This window comes from Pectobacterium aroidearum (genome assembly GCF_041228105.1).
In the GTDB taxonomy this organism is placed as follows: Bacteria; Pseudomonadota; Gammaproteobacteria; order Enterobacterales; family Enterobacteriaceae; genus Pectobacterium; species Pectobacterium aroidearum.
On sequence record NZ_CP166097.1, the window covers coordinates 286,126 to 302,875 of the forward strand.

Sequence of the window (16,750 nt, forward strand, 5' to 3'; positions counted from 1 at the left end):
TTGTTAAAGCATGTTATCCGCGTCGGTTCCTCGACGCGGATATTTTTTTATTAATGACTTAAAATCTGATCCAGAAACTGACGCGTTCTCGGATGTGAAGGCGTGTTGAAGAAGTCCTGCGGTGGAGCGGATTCAACGATGCTGCCGTCAGCCATCAGAATCACTTTGTCTGCAACCGTTTTGGCAAAGCCCATCTCATGGGTAACGACGATCATCGTCATTCCGGATTCCGCCAAATCGAGCATCACATCCAACACCTCTTTAATCATCTCTGGATCCAGTGCAGAAGTGGGTTCGTCAAACAACATTATTTCCGGCTGCATGCACAGCGCCCGGGCAATGGCTACGCGCTGCTGCTGGCCGCCAGAGAGCTGTAGCGGGAACTTATGCGCCTGATTGGCGATATGTACTTTTTCCAGATAGTGCATCGCTAAATCGATGGCTTCCTGCTTTTTACGCTGTTTAACCAGCGTCGGGCCGATCGTCAGGTTATCCAGCACGCTCAGGTGAGGAAACAAATTGAACTGCTGGAACAGCATACCGATGCCGGAGCGTACGCGGTTGATGTTCTTGATGTTGTCATTGACCTCAATGCCATTCACGCGGATGTGCCCGTCGTGGTGCTCTTCCAGTCGGTTAATGCAGCGGATGAGCGTGGATTTGCCGGAGCCGGAAGGGCCGCAAATCACCACGCGCTCGCCTTTCTGCACGTTCAACGTCACGTTGTTCAGTGCCTGAAACGCGCCGTACCATTTGCTGACGGCGTCGATCTCAATGATGACGTTGCTGTCTGTCATTACGTGATTTGTCATTGACGTGTCTGTAACTAGAGTCTCTGTAACTACAGTATCTGCGGCTAAGCTCATGATAACCAAGCTCCTGTCGGTGTTTTCATCAACGGCTATCGCTTAACCGTGATACGTTTCTGGGTTACGGCTGGCATCGATGCGCTTTTCTACCCACAGCGCGTAGCGTGAGAGCAAGAAGCCAAACAGCAGATAGATAGCCGAGATGAAAAGGTACGTTTCAATGTAATAGCGCCGCCATAGCGGGTCTTGCATCACTGAACTGGTGGCGGTGAGAATATCGAACAGCCCGATAATGATGACGAACGAGGTGTTCTTCATGGCGGCGATAATATGGTTGGTCATGGCAGGCAGGCAGATACGCAGCGCCTGCGGCAGGACGATTTTAGTCGTCGTGTGCCAATAACCGAGATTGAGCGCCATCGCCGCTTCGTATTGCCCGCGTGGTACGGACTGCAAACCGCCGCGAATCACCTCAGCCTGATAGCAGGCGAAAAACAGCGCGATACCAATGATGATGCGCAGCAGCTTGTTGATTTCCATTCCGGCGGGCAGAAACAGCGGGAAGACGTTAACGGCGACGAACAGGATCGTGATGAGCGGTACGCCGCGCAAACCTTCGATAAAAATAACCGACAGACCGCGTAGAAAAGGCAGCGGTGAGCGACGCCCCAGCGCCAGCAGAACTGAAACCGGCATACCGATGACGACGGTGCCGCTAAACAGCAGAATCGTCAGCGGCAGTCCGCCCCATTCGCTGGAAGGCACGTCAGATAAGCCAAACACGCCGCCGGACATCAGGATGGCAATGCTGACTACCGCGACGAGCCACAGCGGTAAGAGGATGCGTGAGTGCCAGAAGCGTGGCATCAGCGACAGGCCAAGTGCCAAAAACCAGATTCCCATCGCCAGCACCAGACGCCAGTGTTCATCGTAAGGATAAAGACCAAACAGAATAGGGCGATGTTTTTCCACGATCACCGCCCAGCAGGCGCCAGCGGCTGCACGACAGATGTCCGGGTCAGCGGTGTACCACACGGCATCGAGAATGCCCCAGTGCAGCAGTTTATTGCCGACGTTCCACATTAGCACCGCGAGTAACAGTGTAAGCACCGTTTGCGGCACGCTGCTGAATAGATGGCGGCGCAGCCACAGCAGCGGCGTACGCAGTTGGCTGGGAACGGCAGAGAGTGACAGGACCGGAAATAGCATACGGTGCTCCTCAGCGCTCTTTGATAGCGACGACGCGGTTAAACAGGTTCATCAGCAGCGATGTCACGATGCTGACCGTCAGATAAACCACCATCATGATGGCTATCACTTCGAGCGCCTGACCGGTCTGGTTCATCAGCGTATTGCTGATGTTTGCCAGTTCCGGGTAACCGACCACGACTGCGATCGAGCTGTTTTTTGACAGGCTGACATACTGGCTGGTCAGCGGTGGAACGATGACGCGCATGGCCTGTGGGATAATGATGTGGCGCATCATGTGCCACGGCGAAAAAGACAGTGCTCGTGCCGCTTCCAACTGACCTTTGGGGATAGACTGAATCCCCGCCCGCACGATTTCTGCGATAAACGCGGAGGAATAGAGCGCAATGCCGAGCAGCAGCGCTGTAAATTCAGGGCTGACGGTAAAGCCGCCGCGAAAGTTAAAGCCGCGCAAGATCGGGCGATCGAGCTCTGCTGGTGCGCCGGAAAGCCACCAGACCAATAGCGGTAGCCCGATAAGGGCTGCCAGCGTCAAACGACCTGTCGGCAGAGAGCGCCCGCGACTTTCCCGAACATAGCGCGCTACGCGGTTCAGGATCAGGCTAATCAGTACGGCGGCGAGCAGGGCGATTCCCGTCCACAGCCAGCCGTGGTGTGCGGCGGGAACGGCAAAAGACAGCCCGCGATTGGTCAGGAATCCCAGATTACCCAGTTCGATAGCATCCCGCGGTGAGGGCAAGTTGCGGATCACCACTGACCAGAAAATCACCTGCAAGATCACCGGAATATTGCGCATCATCTCGATGTATCCTCCGGCGAGCCGCGCCAGCAACCAGTTACGAGAGACGCGGGCGATGCCGACGGAGAAGCCCAGCAGCGTGGCGAGCACGATGCCGCACAGCGTGATGTACAGGGTATTCAGTAACCCGACGCCCAGTGCGCGCAGGTAACTGTCGCGTGGGGTAAAGGCGATGAGCTTTTCACCGATCTCAAACTGCGCGGTGTGGTCAAGAAAGCCAAATCCTGTTGCGATATTTTGCGAGCGCAGGTTTTCGACCACGTTGGCATAGAGCCAGTAGCTGAAAGCGACAATCAGGAGGCCGAGCAGGCACTGATAAATCCAGGCGCGCAGCGACTTGCTGTCAAACGCATTCAACAGACGGCGCGCATAAGATGGCGTTCCCAGCCACGACGGTGCAGAGGCTGACGGCAGCGTTGGGTGTGGTGATTTCATTACCGGCGGTCTTTTCTTCTGATCATTACCGATTGCAGCGCGCTATCCGAGGGGATCTGTGCGTGAATACGGTGGTATGGCGTCAGCCCGGATATTCTCGGGGGTGACGCCGATGATTGGGTGAATTAACGAATGGGCAGACCGTAGAGCAAACCGCCTTTCGTCCAGAGATTATTCAGGTCGCGCTCCAGCGGTGCTGGGGTATCTGGCCCGAAGTGGCGGTTATAAATATCGCCGTAATTCCCGACCTGCTTAATCACGTTGTAAGCCCACTGGTTACTCAATCCCAGTTTCTGACCGTAATCGCCAGTGACCCCAAGCAGCGCCTGTATATCCGGGTCTGTCGACTTGAGCTTGCTGTCCACGTTCTGTTGACCGATTTCCATCTCTTCCGCGTTGAATGTGGCGTAAACCACCCATTTCACAATGTCGTACCACTGGTCGTCACCCTGACGAACCGCCATCGCCAGCGGCTCTTTTGAGTAAATCCCCGGCAGAATCACATGGTCGGACGGCTTTTCCGCATCAAAGGTGCGCACGCCGGGCAGGGCGACTTTATCGCGGGCAATGACGTCGCAGCGTCCAGACAGGTAGGCCGCGACATACTCTTTATTGTTCTCGATAACCACCGGGGTGTAATGCAGGTTGCGTGAGGCAAAAATCTGCGCGACGTTACGTTCGGTGCTGCTGCCCGGTGTGATACAGACGGTCGCGCCGTCCAGATCTTCGACTTTCTTCACATTGGCGCTGGTGCGCACCATGAAGCCCGTACCGGTATAGAAGGTCGGCGGCGCGAAGTTCAGCCCCAGCGACGTATCGCGAGACAAATCAGCGGTGATATTGCGTGACAGCACGTCCACTTCACCAGACTGAATCGCGGGGAAGCGCTGGGCGGTGGAAAGGGCGGCAAAGCGTACTTTATTCGCATCGCCAAACACAGCGGCCGCTAATGCGCGGCAATAATCGACGTCCAGCCCGGTCCACTGTCCTTTGCTATCAATCGCGGAAAAGCCGTGGCGCGCTGGGTGCACGCCGCACACCAGTTCACCGCGTGCTTTGATTTTTTTGAGCGTTTCGCCATTTCCTGCATCAGCGGCATTAGCGTGTGCGACGGGCAGCAGAAGCCCCCCTAAAGTCAGCGCTGTGGCGGTCGTCAACGAGAGTAGTTTTCTCAGCATAAGTATCCTCAGAATGATCGGTGTTGTTTTAATTTGTTGTAATTAATGGTTTTTATTATGGCGCGTTCTTTTGTATACAAATGTTCTCAATGTTGCATCTAAATGGCAAATAGCATATTTCTCTATCTAAATCTGAATATTGGATATAGCCATTTCGGGCACGACCAGAAGGATAAAAAAGAGAGGTGTGCCTCGCACGGTAAGCAAGGCACAGAGGTATGATTTAGCGGGCGAGCAGGCTTTGTATGCCTTGCCACATGAGCTGGGCGCTGAGCACTAACATGGTGAGGCGAAACGTGGTGCGGAAGAGTTTTTCAGGCAGATTATCCAGCAGGCGTGTGCCCAGCCAGGTGCCTAATACGCCGCTGACAATCATCGCAGCCAGCATCGGCAGCCAATCGTGATAGGCAAACCCCATCATCCCGAATGCCAGTATCTTCAGGCCGTGTTGTAACACCATGCAGAGCGCGTGCGTGGCGATAAGCGGCTTCTTGGTGACCCCTTGAGAGCTGATAAGCCCGGCGACCATTGGACCCGTTGCGCCGACAATCATGGTGCCGAGGCTGGTGAGCGCACCACCGAGAATGAAGAACAATCGATTAACCGGTTTTGGCGCGGTGCGTTTACGGAAAACCGACCACAGAATGAAACTGGCCAGCGCAATTTTTGCCACGCTGTCTGGGATCCAAACGACGACGGGCGCGCCCAGTGCGATGCCGATGACGCTGCCGATAAAAAACCACAGCGCCAATGGCCAGACGATATACAAACGCTGGATCAGGCTGCGGCTGAGGTTGGAGCCTAGCTGGACGATGCCGTGTACCGGCAGCAGGCTGCTGACTGGCATCCCGAGACCCATGATCGCAAGCAATGTGACGCCACCGCCCAGCCCCAGCGCGGCCGTTAACGCCGACGTCAAAAAACTGCAAAAAATCAGGATACCGGCAAAGAGCGGGGAAATGTCGGGCGGAACAAGGTGTAGCATGGTGAAACCCATCGCGTGGTCGAGCAAATGATAATGCCTGATGCGTTCAATGCGTATCAAGCACCCGTTCCGCTGTTAACGATAATCGTCATGCAGCAGGCGTTGATACAACGCCTGCGCCTCAGGGCGTGGCAAAGCCTGACTGGCGCAGTCGATGAATTTCTCCGCAATCAGATTATCCGGCAGCGGGTTCTCTGCGCTGGAGCCACGCGCACCTGCCACGCGGCGATGATAGGTGTGGCCGTCACGAGTGATTAGCGTAACGTGCGCCGTGTGTGTGGTGGGTTCGTCATGACAGATGAGCTCAACGCGTGCCATCAGCGATTGTGTGGTGGGGTCGTGCAGCGCCGTTTCGTCAATAAAATCGTCCAGCGTCAGCTTTCCCTGCACCCAGGCACGGGCAATACAGTAGTGCAGGCTGAATTTCCCCGCCAGCGGTGTATCCGGTGTCGGGATGTTGATGTGCGGGAAGCGAATAGGGTGGATGGCAATCTGAATGCGTTCCAGCGATTCTGGGGACAGATCGGTTTCCTCGCGTAGCGTCAGCAGGCCGTCCAGCGGTGCCAGAATGGCGTAGCAGCAGGGGAAATATTTAAAATTATTCCCTTTTACGGGGTCCAGAATATGAGACGGTGCGGACCAATACTCGGTTAACGGCGTGGTGTCGACGTTTTCGGCGGCGCGGTTGTAGACGTTGAAATACCCGTGGTGGTGTTCAAATGCGGTATCCCCCGCGCTGTATCCCTGACGCGCCAATAATACCGCCATGACGGCGCTGCGATTGGCGTGGCCGACTGCCAGTGATTTCGTTTGACTGCCGAAGTTGGATTTGATGCCGGAGGCGAGTGACGCCGTGATTGCAAAGGCGGTCGCCGTTTCTTCTTCACTGAGCTTCAGCAGCACCGCGCAGGCTGCCACGCCCGCGAAAATGCCGACGGACGTTGTAGGGTGCCAGCCGTTGCGATATTGAAAAGGGCTGACGGCTTTGCCCATGCGTACCGCGGTTTCATAACCACACAAATAGGCATGCAGGATCGCTTCTCCGTTGGCTTCCTGCTCGTCTGCCAGCGCCAGCAAGGCCGGGAGTACGGCGACAGAAATATGCCCGTGCAGCCAGGAGTTGGAGTCGTCAAAATCGAGCAAATGCGCGGATGTGCCGTTTAATAACGCCGCATCCAGCGCGTTAAGTTTGAGATCGGTACCGAAAATACGGCTCTTTCCCACGGCGGCGGAGGGCACTATCACCGCCCTGAGTTTTTGCGCCCCGTCCTGAATCCCCCCCGCGAGCGTGACGCCCAGCGTATCAATTACGGCAGTGCGGGCGTGTGCCAATACGTCGGCAGGGAACGTCTGGCGAGAAAATTCCAGCAGATTATGGGCAAGCTGGCGGGCAATGGTCATGGAAGCGTCCTGTCGTTATCGTGAAATTTTTATATCGAATGGTTTATGTCTAACTGAAGCGCGTTAGCCCGCTAATAGCGAAGTCAGTGTCGCGAGCGACCCCGGCTGCTCAAAGTGGAAAGCCGCCTGATAGAGCCGACGGCTGCGGTCTTCCCCCAATATGGGGAGGGTCAGCGCGTCAAACTTGGTGCGCAGCTCGGCGTCGGTCAGTGGATTTTGCGGGTGGCCGCGATAAACATCGGTTTCGGCATGGAGTATTTCGCCGTCTTCCAGTTCGATATCGATAAACGCGGAACTGGCCGATTGCCCCTCGACGGCATCGATCTGTAGGCGTGACAGCAACTGGCGTGCAGCCGGGTCGTCAACGGTCTGCTGCGTAAAGTCCGTATCGGTGAGGTTATAGCCGCTCAACGCCAGCGCAATGCAGTGCGGAATACTGAATTTGCTCTCCAGTGGAGTTTGCGGGTTGGCGATCCCCGCGTTCACCATTCCCATTGGATGGACTTTGGCATGAATACGGGTGATAGCGCGGCCTTTTAGCTGTGGATAGAGCTTGAGTGCCGTTTCAATTGACGCATGGGTGCCTCGACAGCTGGCATACAGTTTGTAGCCATTACCCAATAGCTCCCAACTGTCGCCAAAATCGAGCGGCGGGATGACGGCACTGCCGTCCTGCACAAAGGTTTTTACCCAGCCATCGGTTTCATAAAAGTGATGGGCGGCAATAAAACCTTCCTCAGCCAGTTCTGCCGCCGTGATGCCATCCATTGCCGCTTTGCCAGCATGAAACGGTTTGCCGTGCGTACCGGATGATTTCTGCAATCCTCCCATCATTGTCGCAGCCGCCCCCAACGCATTGGCAATGGCGTTGGGTTCCAGACGCAGAATGGAAGCGGCAACGGCTGCTGCTCCCGCGCGTCCGACAATCGACGTTGGGTGAAAGCCTCGACGTTGCAGGCTGCGACCTACGCCAGGCACCCAGCCGCCCCCCAGTCTGGCCATGACTTCAAATCCGGTGATGAACGCGATAAGCGTCGTGCGTTCGTCCGCACCGTAATGCTGTGCCATTGCCAACGCGGTTGACCAGCAAGGGCCGCTAGGGTGCCCCGCACCAGCCGGATGCGTATCGTCATAGTCGGCTGCATGAGAAAGCGTGCCGTTGATCAGTGCTGCCAGTGCCGGTGTGGTTTTCGCACCGAGAATGATTTGTGCCTTCCCCTGAGCCTGCCAGCGTTGCGCCACGCGTTGAACCGTGCTGGCCGCATCGTCGCCTGTCGCGCCAATGGAGACGCCCAGATAGTCAATGAGCGCCCGCTTGGCTTCGTGCCACACGGCATCGGGGATCGTCATTGTGGGCGCGTTGTGAATAAACTGGCTGAGCGCGTTGCCGCGAGGAAACGTCGGGGTGGCAGACATCGTAGGAGCTCCTTAAGCAAAAACGCGAGGAGATTGCCAGTACACCGAACGGTGCTAAGATTCGCGTTTTGTATTGTTGAATGCATTTGTATACAGTGTGTGGCGAAAAGCATATGCAATCGCCCATTCAGTGACAAAGACGCTTTTTCGCTAAGCTAAGTACAAAATATGCGATGCGATATCTTGCTAAAGGCAGGGCGTCGGGCAAACTTGAATTTTTCTCAATGCATGACGATCCGTAGCGTAAAGGTGCGAACCGCGACAAAAATCGAGGCGTTTGTTCATCTGCTCGCGGCCTTATTCCGACCGTCACACGATATATCAAGGGACTATGAACTTAACACTTAACGACAAAGCGCCGGCACTGTCGCCATTCGAGGTACTGATTAACGCGATAGAGAAAGGCGAGCTGCTGCCTGGCGAACGTTTGCAGGAAACACGGTTGGCGAAGCAGTTTGGATTGAGCCGGACGCCGATTCGTGAGGCGCTGCACCGTCTGGAAGCGTTGGGGCTGGTGGAGCCGGGTCCACAGCGTGGACTGATGATCGCGCAGATCAGCTATGAGCGACTGCGTCAGCTTTTCGCCGTGCGTGAAGGGTTAGAGCGGCTGGCGATGGAGCTTGCTGTCGCTTCTGCGTCGGCAGAGGAGTTGGCGCTGCTGCAGGATATGGTCGACGTGGAGAAGACGCTCACCGACAGCCGACAACTGCACGATCATAATCGGCTTTTTCATCGCCAGATTTACCGGGCGACTCATAATCCGTATCTGAATGAGATGCTGGAAAATCTGCGCATTCATCTGTCGCTCCTGCGCGGAACCACTTATGAATCGACGGAACGTACCGAAGAGGCGCGGCGTGAACATCAGGCAATTGTGGCAGCGTTGGTACGGCGTGATAAGGACGCGGCACAAGAGGCTGCCTGCCAACATATCCGTAACGGCTATCGTGCCCGACTAAGCATGTTAAATCAGCAGCTTTGATCGAACTGTCGGAAAAACACGACACTTGGGGTGATCTGCTGTCGCAAAAAAGAGACATTTAATTCATTGATTAATAATGGTTAATATTTTTTATGATAAATCCGTCTCTGAATAGCGACATGTTTTGTGAGCGGGGTCTCGTTTTTATCACCTGGTGTTCGTTTGCTTTTCTTCCCGTGAATAAATAAAAATAACATTGATTATTAGCGGGTTATCATTGAATTAAGATGCGATGGTAATAAAATTATGCATGTTGGCATAATTTGTGCTTAAATATACGTGTAGATGCTCATTCCACCTTCTATGCTTGCTTCGGCTTCATAATCCTGGGAATGATGCAGAGCCAATTTGAGGTGCCTATCGTCCAACTCCAGATGAAGATGCAAATCTCCATCGGGCTTTCCGGACATAACGTTGAGTGAGGCACCATTCTGTTGTCTGACAGACCTGATATTTTCAACGCTTACCGTTTATCGGTAAGCGTTTTTTTCGTCTGATGAAAATGTTCGGTAACTGCCTTCTTCCGAAACATAAAACGAATAAGGCTCCCAAAAGGAGCCTTATGAAAGGGATGTCGTAGCGATCGATTAGTCGGCAGGCTGTTGTAGCGTGAGCAACAGCCCTTCACGCCGCATTTGCGCCGCTTCATCGGGCAGATGCAGCCGCTCCAGTGCGTCGGCGCGCCAGGCATAATCATAAGCGTCCGGGCGGAGCTCTAGTGCAGCGCGGAAGGCATCGCTAGCCTGTTGCCATTCGCCGTGTTTCATCAATAGCTGCCCTAACGTGCTGCTCAACAGCGGCGTAGTGCCATGTTGCTTGGTGTACTGATGCAGTACTTTTTCCAGTTGTTCCGGGTTACCCGCCTTGAGGCGAGGCATTAGCAGGATCAAACGTTCGTCATATTGACGTTTGAGACCGTCGAGAATGATCTTCTGGGCCGTATCGTGATCGTCACACTCGATTAAATGCTCAGCCATCGCGACCTGAAGCGGGATCTCATGGCGTACTTTACGGCTCTGATTATTCCACCATGATTTCAGCCCTTCGCTGCCGCCGTCTGCCATCGCCTGATTCATCAGGCCGATATAGGCCTGCTGTTGCAGATCCAGCAAACGTGCTTCAGGGTACAGATTGATCTTGCGCATCGCAGGCAGAATATCCAGCAGCGCACTGTAGGCATGGGTTCGCAGGAAAGCCTGTTCCGCTAAACGCAGCACCTCTGGATGACGGGGCGCAACTTCCAGCAATTTGTCCACGCCGTGACGCGCCGCATGATCTTCATTACGCGCCAACTGAATACGCACGCGCGTGATATCCACCGGAAGTTGATCGGTATCTGCAACCTCGGCGGCACGCTCCAGATATTGCTTGGTGCGGAATTCGTCACCGCGCTGTTGGGCGGCTTCGGCTGCCAGTAAGTAGTTAACCACAGGCTGCTCGGCGTGGTCGGCATTGCGAGTCAGCAGTTTTTCTACCTGTAAATAATCCCCTTCGGCCAGCTTGAGCAGCGCGGCTTTGGTCTGCTTTCTGGCGCGGGTGCGTTTGCGGCCGAGGAACCAGCCGCGTGTGCGGGCGCCGGTACGAAAGATTCGGCGGAGCACCCATTCCACCGCCAGAAAGGCGAGGAAAAACAGCACCAGCATAATGACCAGACCGGTCACACTGGTTTGAATATCATAATTATCCGTCTGGATCAGGACGTAGCCTTGGTGACCCGCGACGATCGGGCCGATCACAACGCCTGCGATCAGGATCAGGAACAGCAATAAGACTTTCAGCATGCTCATTCCCCCTGCTGCGTGGCTGGCGCTTGAGCCAGCAGATTACGAACGCGCGTTTGCATCAGTTTTTCCAACAGCGCCTGACTTTGTAGCTCCATTGGGACATCCAGTGAAACCGACTGCTGGCTTAAGGCATCTAGCTGATCCAAAAAGGCCTGCGTCGTGGGGTCGGTAGTATCGAAGTAGGCGCGAACCCAGGTGGCGGCTGTTTCCAGCGACTGTTTGTACACTTCATTCTGGTGACGAGGAATGGCCTGTGCGGCAACCAGCAGACGTGAACGGATATTCTCACGCAGATATACATCCTGATTCGGTGCCAGCAGCGGTTCGGCAGCGCTGTCGCGGCGACGAATGGTGATAAAATCCGCCATGAAATTGTGCCAGCTCTTGCTTAGATTCTGTCGCCATTCGCTCAAGGAGGCGGACAGCTCTGTGCTGTTGGCGTCCATCGGCGCTTCATCGGTGTTGTTATCGGCGAGCTGCAAGTTGTCCAACTGGTCGGTTAGCTGATTCACTTTCAGGATGATGCCGTCGAAATCGACCTGGCTCACGCCTGCCAGCGCGCCGATGTCGCTGGTCAATGCGCGGCGGATCTCAATCAGGCTGGGATCGTTCATTTCCGCCAGACTTGCGTCCGCGCTTTTCAGCAACGCACCGGCAGTGGTGACGTCTTTGTCGCTCCACAGCTTACGTCCTGCCAGTTTCACCAGAAAATCCGCCTGAGCGATCAGCCAGGTATTGGTGTCATGGCTGGAAAGTGCCGCCAGCTTATCGCGCAGTTCATCTGACTGACGCGTTAACGCCTCAAGACGCTGTGCGGCCGTGTCCTGCGCTTTGCTTTGCTGCTGCTGAGCGTCCTGCCACTGCTCTTGTTCTTGCTTGTGCTGCTGCTGCAAGGCATTTAACTGTGCTTCCAGACGTTGAAGCGTGGCGGTTTCCCGCTGCGCCTGCTGGTGTCCGTGGTAATACAGTCCCGCGCCTATCGCCAGCGCAATCACAATGGCAATCGCTCCCAGCACGGCACCACTGCGTTTGGGTTGCGGTGCGGGATCTTGCTGCTGATGCGCGGGTTCAACCCGTTCAGCAACCTCGTCGGATGGAGCTGTGGGGGTATTGTGTTCCGTCATAATGGTACATCCCATGATCAGGTTTATTGTAGTGCGCGCACGAGCGCATCGTTATCGGCGTTATCGGCGACCCGGATATCGCGCCAGCCAAGCTGACGAGCCTGTTCTGCCAGTCGTTCACTGACGACGATCAAGCGGCAGCCGAGTAACCAGGAAGCCCGATAGTAATCAGGTACTAAAGTATAGATCCGTTGTAGCATTTCTCCGCTGGTGATCACCAGTTTGTCGATGCCTATTTGTTGCCAGTGGCGGCTTTGCTCCGGCCCATCATAATGAACGTCTCTGCGCTGATAGCATTCGCAGTAGGTCACCTGCACGCCGCGTTCAGTTAGCGTTTCTCCCAGCAATTCCCTGCCGCCGTTGCCGCGCAGTAATAGTGCGCGCTTGCCGGAAATATTTTGCAGTTCAGGTAGTTGTAGGAGCGTTTCGCTGGTTTCGCGTTCGGGAGGGTAGATGACCGGATGGGCGCTGGTTTTATGCAGCGCCAGTGCCGTGGTGCGCCCAATCGCATAATAAGCGAGATGGGCAGGCCAACCGATGCCCGCACGCGCCAGCATCGGATCGGCGTAATGAATCGCATGTTGTGAGAGCGCAAACACCAGATCGTCGGCGCGCAGCGTCTGTAATAGTGCTGGCAAGCTGGCAAGTTCTCGTCCGGGTGAAAACTCGATCAGCGGGCTGTGCCAGGCGTTATAGCCAAGCTTTCTTAAACGGGTCACCAGTTGTTCGCCAGTTGGTGACGGACGGGTAACCAGAATTGTCATGATGAGCTCGACTCGTGATAAACGGCCTGAAGGATGGCGCTTGCCCCTTTTGCTAACAGCTCTTCAGCCAGTGCGATGCCGATTTGTTCGGCGTCGGAGACGTTTCCTCTACGTTCACCGACGATCATTTGGCTACCGTCCGGGGCGCCAACCAGCGCACGTAACCACAGTGTATCGTCTTCCAGTTCGGCATAGCTGCCAATCGGCACCTGACAGCCACCTTCAAGGCGCACATTCATGGCGCGTTCAGCCTGGACGCGGGCAGCGGTCGCGGGGTGATTGAGTGGGGCAAGGAGTTGGCGAATACGATCGTCATTTAAACGGCATTCGATGCCGATAGCACCTTGTCCGACAGCGGGCAGAGATTCTTCCGGGCTCAGCGCACAGCGGATGCGTTCTTCAAGGCCGAGGCGTTTCAAACCCGCGACGGCAAGGATAATGGCGTCATACTCGCCGTTGTCCAGTTTTGCCAGACGCGTTCCGACATTGCCGCGCAAATCACGAATCACCAGATCGGGGCGTCGGGCGCGCAGCTGACATTGGCGACGCAGGCTGGACGTGCCGACACAGCTGCCTTCCGGTAAGTGTTCGAGGCTGTCGTAACGGTTGGAAACGAATGCGTCGCGCGGGTCATCGCGTTCGCAAATGGTAGTCAGGCCGAGGCCATCCGGGAATTCAACGGGCACATCTTTCATGGAATGGACGGCAATATCAGCGCGCCCTTCAAGCAGCGCCAATTCCAGCTCTTTAACAAACAATCCCTTACCGCCGACCTTTGCCAGTGGCGTATCCAGGATGATGTCGCCGCGGGTCACCATCGGCACCAGCTCCACGTGTAAATCCGGGTAGAGGTGATTCAGACACTGCTGAACATATCGTGCTTGCCACAGGGCGAGCGGGCTTTGTCGGGTGGCAATTCTAATAATATTGGCTAACATGCTTGATACCGTTTTTATCATTTTCCGCCATCGTATCATTGATGGTGCGTTGGTGTCAGGTTGTGGGCATTAGCGGTGCGCCTTTTAAAACGGTCTGAAATTCGGGTGCCGCATACATAGATAAGAGACCGTGCTGATGCAGTCGGGTAGGTAAATTCGTAATAAAGCAAGATAGATAAGTCTAACTTTCTTTACTTTCTTTACGCCCATTCAGCAAGGTGTTAAATTGATCACGTTTCCAGCAATAATTCGCTAAACATTCTTCTAATTTCATCATGGCGGATTTGGAACACGGGGTTTTTCTAGGCACTGGGATAAATCAGGCGAAACTGTCTTGTACTTCTACATCGAGACTTTGAAGCAAAGACTGGATGCGATCAACCAACTGCGTGTTGACCGTGCTCTGGGAGCAATGAAGCCAGCTTTTCAGCAGGTTTACAGTCTTCTGCCCATTTTATTACATCATCATCACCCGTTGATGCCCGGCTACCTTGAAGGCAAGGTGCCTCATGGTATCTGTACTCACACGCCTGATGAAAAACAACAACAGTACCTGGATGGCATTGCGCTGCGCTGGGGTCAGTTTGATTGTTCTCATCCGCAGGGCGAACTGCCGATCACGGGCATCTATTCAATGGGAAGCACCTCGTCTATCGGGCAGAGCTGTAGCTCCGATCTCGATATCTGGGTGTGTCACCAATCCTGGCTGGACAGCGAAGAACGCCAGCTCCTACAGAAGAAATGTACGCTGCTGGAGCAGTGGGCTGCGGCGCAAGGCGCTGAGGTCAGCTTCTTCCTGATGGATGAGAGCCGTTTCCGCCACAATGAAAGTGGCAGCCTGAGCGGTGAAGACTGCGGCACCACGCAGCATATTCTGTTACTCGACGAATTCTACCGTACCGCTGTGCGTATGGCGGGTAAACGCATTCTGTGGAACATGGTGCCAGTCGAAGAAGAATCTCACTACGACGAATATGTGCTGTCGCTGTACTCTCAGGGGGCGCTGGCACCTAACGAGTGGATGGATTTAGGCGGTTTAAGTACGCTGTCGGCAGAAGAGTATTTTGGCGCAAGCCTTTGGCAGCTCTATAAAAGCATCGATTCTCCCTATAAAGCCGTACTGAAAACGCTGCTGCTGGAAGCCTATTCCTGGGAATACCCGGATACCAGCCTGCTGTCGACCGAGATTAAAAAGCGCCTGCATGATGGCGAAATCGTGTCTTTCGGACTTGATCCTTACTGCATGATGTTAGATCGCGTGACGCACTATCTGACGGCGATTAACGATCCCACGCGCCTCGATCTGGCGCGTCGATGTTTCTACTTAAAAGTGTGTGAAAAGCTCTCGCGGGAACAAGCCTGCGTCGGCTGGCGTCGCCAGATTCTGAGCCAACTGGTGCAAGAATGGGGATGGAGCGACGAACATCTGGCCATGCTGGATAACCGCGCTAACTGGAAAATCGAACAAGTACGCGAAGCGCATAATGAACTGCTGGATGCGATGATGCAGACCTATCGCAACCTGATTCGCTTCGCCCGCCGTAATAATCTGAGCGTCAGCGCCAGCCCGCAGGATATCGGTGTGTTGACCCGTAAACTGTATGCCGCGTTTGAAGCGCTGCCGGGCAAAGTTACCCTGCTGAATCCACAAATCTCGCCCGATTTGTCTGAACCGAACTTAACCTTTATCTATGTTCCGCCGGGTCGCGCGAACCGTTCCGGCTGGTACCTGTACAATCAGGCGCCGTCGATGGATGCGATCATCAGCCATCAGCCGCTGGAATATAACCGCTATCTGAACAAGCTAGTGGCGTGGGCGTATTTCAATGGCCTGCTAACGCCAAGCACGCGTCTGTACATTAAAGGCAATGAGCTGTGCGATATCACGCGCCTGCAAGCGCTGGTGGACGATGTCGCCAGCCATTTCCCGCTGCGCCTGCCTGCACCAACGCCGAAAGCGCTGTACAGCCCGTGTGAAATTCGTCATCTGGCGATTATCGTCAATCTGGAACACGATCCGACGGCGGCCTTCCGCAATCAGGTGGTGCATTTCGACTTCCGTCATCTGGATGTCTTTAGCTTCGGCCAGCAGCAGCAGTGTCTGGTCGGCAGTATCGACCTGCTGTATCGCAACTCGTGGAACGAAGTGCGTACCCTGCATTTCAGCGGCGAGCAGGCGGTGTTGGAAGCGCTGAAAACCATTCTGGGCAAAATGCACCAGGATGCGGCGCTGCCGGAATCATTGGAAGTATTCTGCTACAGCCAGCATCTGCGCGGGTTGATTCGTACCCGTGTGCAGCAACTGGTGTCCGAATGCATTGAGCTGCGCCTGACCAGCACGCGTCAGGAGCCGGGTCGCTTCAAAGCGGTGAAAGTGGCGGGTCAAACCTGGGGCTTGTTCTTCGAGCGGCTGAGCGTGTCGGTGCAGAAGCTGGAAAATGCGGTCGAGTTTTATGGCGCAATTTCCAACAACAAGCTGCAAGGCCAACCGGTTCAGGTTGAAACTAACCATGTACATTTACCGCCGGTGGTGGATGGCGTCGCCAGCGAAGGGATCATCCAATTCTTCTTTGAAGATCTGACAGAAAATCAGGGCTTTAATATCTATATTCTGGATGAATCGAATCGCGTTGAGGTGTATCACCACTGTGAAGGCAGTAAAGAAGAACTGGTGCGCGATGTCAGTCGCTTCTATTCATCGTCGCACGATCGCTTTACTTACGGTTCCAGCTTTATCAATTTCAACCTGCCGCAGTTCTACCAAATCGTGCAGTTGGACGGCCGTACGCAGGTGATCCCGTTCCGTAGCAGCGCGCTTTCTCATCTGTGCATTACGCCAGTTGTGGATGATGAAGTGATGACAATGAAGCAGCGGCTGCAAATCTTATAACCACTTCCTGATATTCGGCTTTCAGCGCATTCAGAA

General features: G+C 54.8%; 13 protein-coding genes. 2 read left to right on the forward strand and 11 right to left on the reverse strand.

Going from position 1 to position 16,750, the window contains the following annotated elements:
- Window positions 1-50: 50 nt before the first annotated feature.
- The 7 genes from AB8809_RS01245 to AB8809_RS01275 form a co-directional block, all read right to left on the reverse strand.
- A complete protein-coding gene (locus AB8809_RS01245) occupies window positions 51-812 on the reverse strand; it encodes an amino acid ABC transporter ATP-binding protein (protein ID WP_219607241.1) in 762 nt (253 codons plus the stop codon).
- 96 nt (window positions 813-908) lie between these two features.
- On the reverse strand, window positions 909-2,018 hold the full coding sequence (locus AB8809_RS01250; protein ID WP_225181818.1) for an amino acid ABC transporter permease: 1,110 nt from the start codon (window positions 2,016-2,018) through the stop codon (window positions 909-911).
- 10 nt (window positions 2,019-2,028) lie between these two features.
- Complete coding sequence (locus AB8809_RS01255) at window positions 2,029-3,252, reverse strand: amino acid ABC transporter permease (protein WP_015842084.1); 1,224 nt, start codon at window positions 3,250-3,252, stop codon at window positions 2,029-2,031.
- 125 nt (window positions 3,253-3,377) lie between these two features.
- Window positions 3,378-4,430: an amino acid ABC transporter substrate-binding protein gene (locus tag AB8809_RS01260; protein WP_180779365.1), complete on the reverse strand. Its 1,053-nt coding sequence runs from the start codon at window positions 4,428-4,430 to the stop codon at window positions 3,378-3,380.
- A 223-nt stretch (window positions 4,431-4,653) separates the two neighbouring features.
- Complete coding sequence (locus tag AB8809_RS01265) at window positions 4,654-5,415, reverse strand: sulfite exporter TauE/SafE family protein (RefSeq protein WP_349856662.1); 762 nt, start codon at window positions 5,413-5,415, stop codon at window positions 4,654-4,656.
- A 75-nt stretch (window positions 5,416-5,490) separates the two neighbouring features.
- On the reverse strand, window positions 5,491-6,816 hold the full coding sequence (locus AB8809_RS01270) for an MmgE/PrpD family protein (protein ID WP_349856661.1): 1,326 nt from the start codon (window positions 6,814-6,816) through the stop codon (window positions 5,491-5,493).
- A gap of 63 nt (window positions 6,817-6,879) precedes the next feature.
- On the reverse strand, window positions 6,880-8,232 hold the full coding sequence (locus AB8809_RS01275) for an MmgE/PrpD family protein (RefSeq protein ID WP_349856660.1): 1,353 nt from the start codon (window positions 8,230-8,232) through the stop codon (window positions 6,880-6,882).
- A 331-nt stretch (window positions 8,233-8,563) separates the two neighbouring features.
- Here AB8809_RS01275 and AB8809_RS01280 point away from each other — a divergent pair, with 331 nt between their 5' ends.
- Window positions 8,564-9,214: a GntR family transcriptional regulator gene (locus tag AB8809_RS01280; protein WP_180779362.1), complete on the forward strand. Its 651-nt coding sequence runs from the start codon at window positions 8,564-8,566 to the stop codon at window positions 9,212-9,214.
- Between the two features lie 587 nt (window positions 9,215-9,801).
- On the opposite strand, the gene hemY is transcribed toward AB8809_RS01280, so the two are convergent.
- From hemY to hemC, 4 genes are read right to left on the reverse strand one after another with little or no spacing between them, the layout of a single operon-like run.
- Window positions 9,802-10,995 (reverse strand): protoheme IX biogenesis protein HemY, encoded by a 1,194-nt coding sequence (hemY, locus tag AB8809_RS01285; RefSeq protein WP_043881842.1) that lies wholly within the window; start codon window positions 10,993-10,995, stop codon window positions 9,802-9,804.
- A gap of 2 nt (window positions 10,996-10,997) precedes the next feature.
- Window positions 10,998-12,122, reverse strand: coding sequence for a uroporphyrinogen-III C-methyltransferase (gene hemX, locus AB8809_RS01290; protein ID WP_349856659.1), 1,125 nt, complete (start codon window positions 12,120-12,122; stop codon window positions 10,998-11,000).
- 23 nt (window positions 12,123-12,145) lie between these two features.
- A complete protein-coding gene (hemD, locus tag AB8809_RS01295) occupies window positions 12,146-12,886 on the reverse strand; it encodes a uroporphyrinogen-III synthase (protein ID WP_015842076.1) in 741 nt (246 codons plus the stop codon).
- On the reverse strand, window positions 12,883-13,824 hold the full coding sequence (gene hemC / locus AB8809_RS01300) for a hydroxymethylbilane synthase (RefSeq protein WP_182100854.1): 942 nt from the start codon (window positions 13,822-13,824) through the stop codon (window positions 12,883-12,885). Before hemC ends, hemD begins: the two co-directional genes overlap by 4 nt.
- Window positions 13,825-14,158: 334 nt before the next feature.
- Between hemC and AB8809_RS01305 the strand changes: the two genes are divergently transcribed.
- A complete protein-coding gene (locus tag AB8809_RS01305; protein WP_015842074.1) occupies window positions 14,159-16,714 on the forward strand; it encodes a class I adenylate cyclase in 2,556 nt (851 codons plus the stop codon).
- Window positions 16,715-16,750 lie beyond the last annotated feature (36 nt).

Excerpts from the sequence above, each read along its gene's own strand:
- AB8809_RS01255 (WP_015842084.1), bottom strand. The coding sequence starts at position 3,252 with ATGAAATCACCACACCCAACGCTGCCGTCAGCCTCTGCACCGTCGTGG.
- AB8809_RS01245 (WP_219607241.1), bottom strand. The coding sequence starts at position 812 with ATGACAAATCACGTAATGACAGACAGCAACGTCATCATTGAGATCGAC.
- AB8809_RS01265 (WP_349856662.1), bottom strand. The coding sequence starts at position 5,415 with ATGCTACACCTTGTTCCGCCCGACATTTCCCCGCTCTTTGCCGGTATC.
- AB8809_RS01275 (WP_349856660.1), bottom strand. The coding sequence starts at position 8,232 with ATGTCTGCCACCCCGACGTTTCCTCGCGGCAACGCGCTCAGCCAGTTT.
- hemX (WP_349856659.1), bottom strand. The coding sequence starts at position 12,122 with ATGACGGAACACAATACCCCCACAGCTCCATCCGACGAGGTTGCTGAA.
- hemY (WP_043881842.1), bottom strand. The coding sequence starts at position 10,995 with ATGCTGAAAGTCTTATTGCTGTTCCTGATCCTGATCGCAGGCGTTGTG.
- AB8809_RS01260 (WP_180779365.1), bottom strand. The coding sequence starts at position 4,430 with ATGCTGAGAAAACTACTCTCGTTGACGACCGCCACAGCGCTGACTTTA.
- AB8809_RS01270 (WP_349856661.1), bottom strand. The coding sequence starts at position 6,816 with ATGACCATTGCCCGCCAGCTTGCCCATAATCTGCTGGAATTTTCTCGC.
- AB8809_RS01280 (WP_180779362.1), top strand. The coding sequence starts at position 8,564 with ATGAACTTAACACTTAACGACAAAGCGCCGGCACTGTCGCCATTCGAG.
- hemD (WP_015842076.1), bottom strand. The coding sequence starts at position 12,886 with ATGACAATTCTGGTTACCCGTCCGTCACCAACTGGCGAACAACTGGTG.
- AB8809_RS01250 (WP_225181818.1), bottom strand. The coding sequence starts at position 2,018 with ATGCTATTTCCGGTCCTGTCACTCTCTGCCGTTCCCAGCCAACTGCGT.
- hemC (WP_182100854.1), bottom strand. The coding sequence starts at position 13,824 with ATGTTAGCCAATATTATTAGAATTGCCACCCGACAAAGCCCGCTCGCC.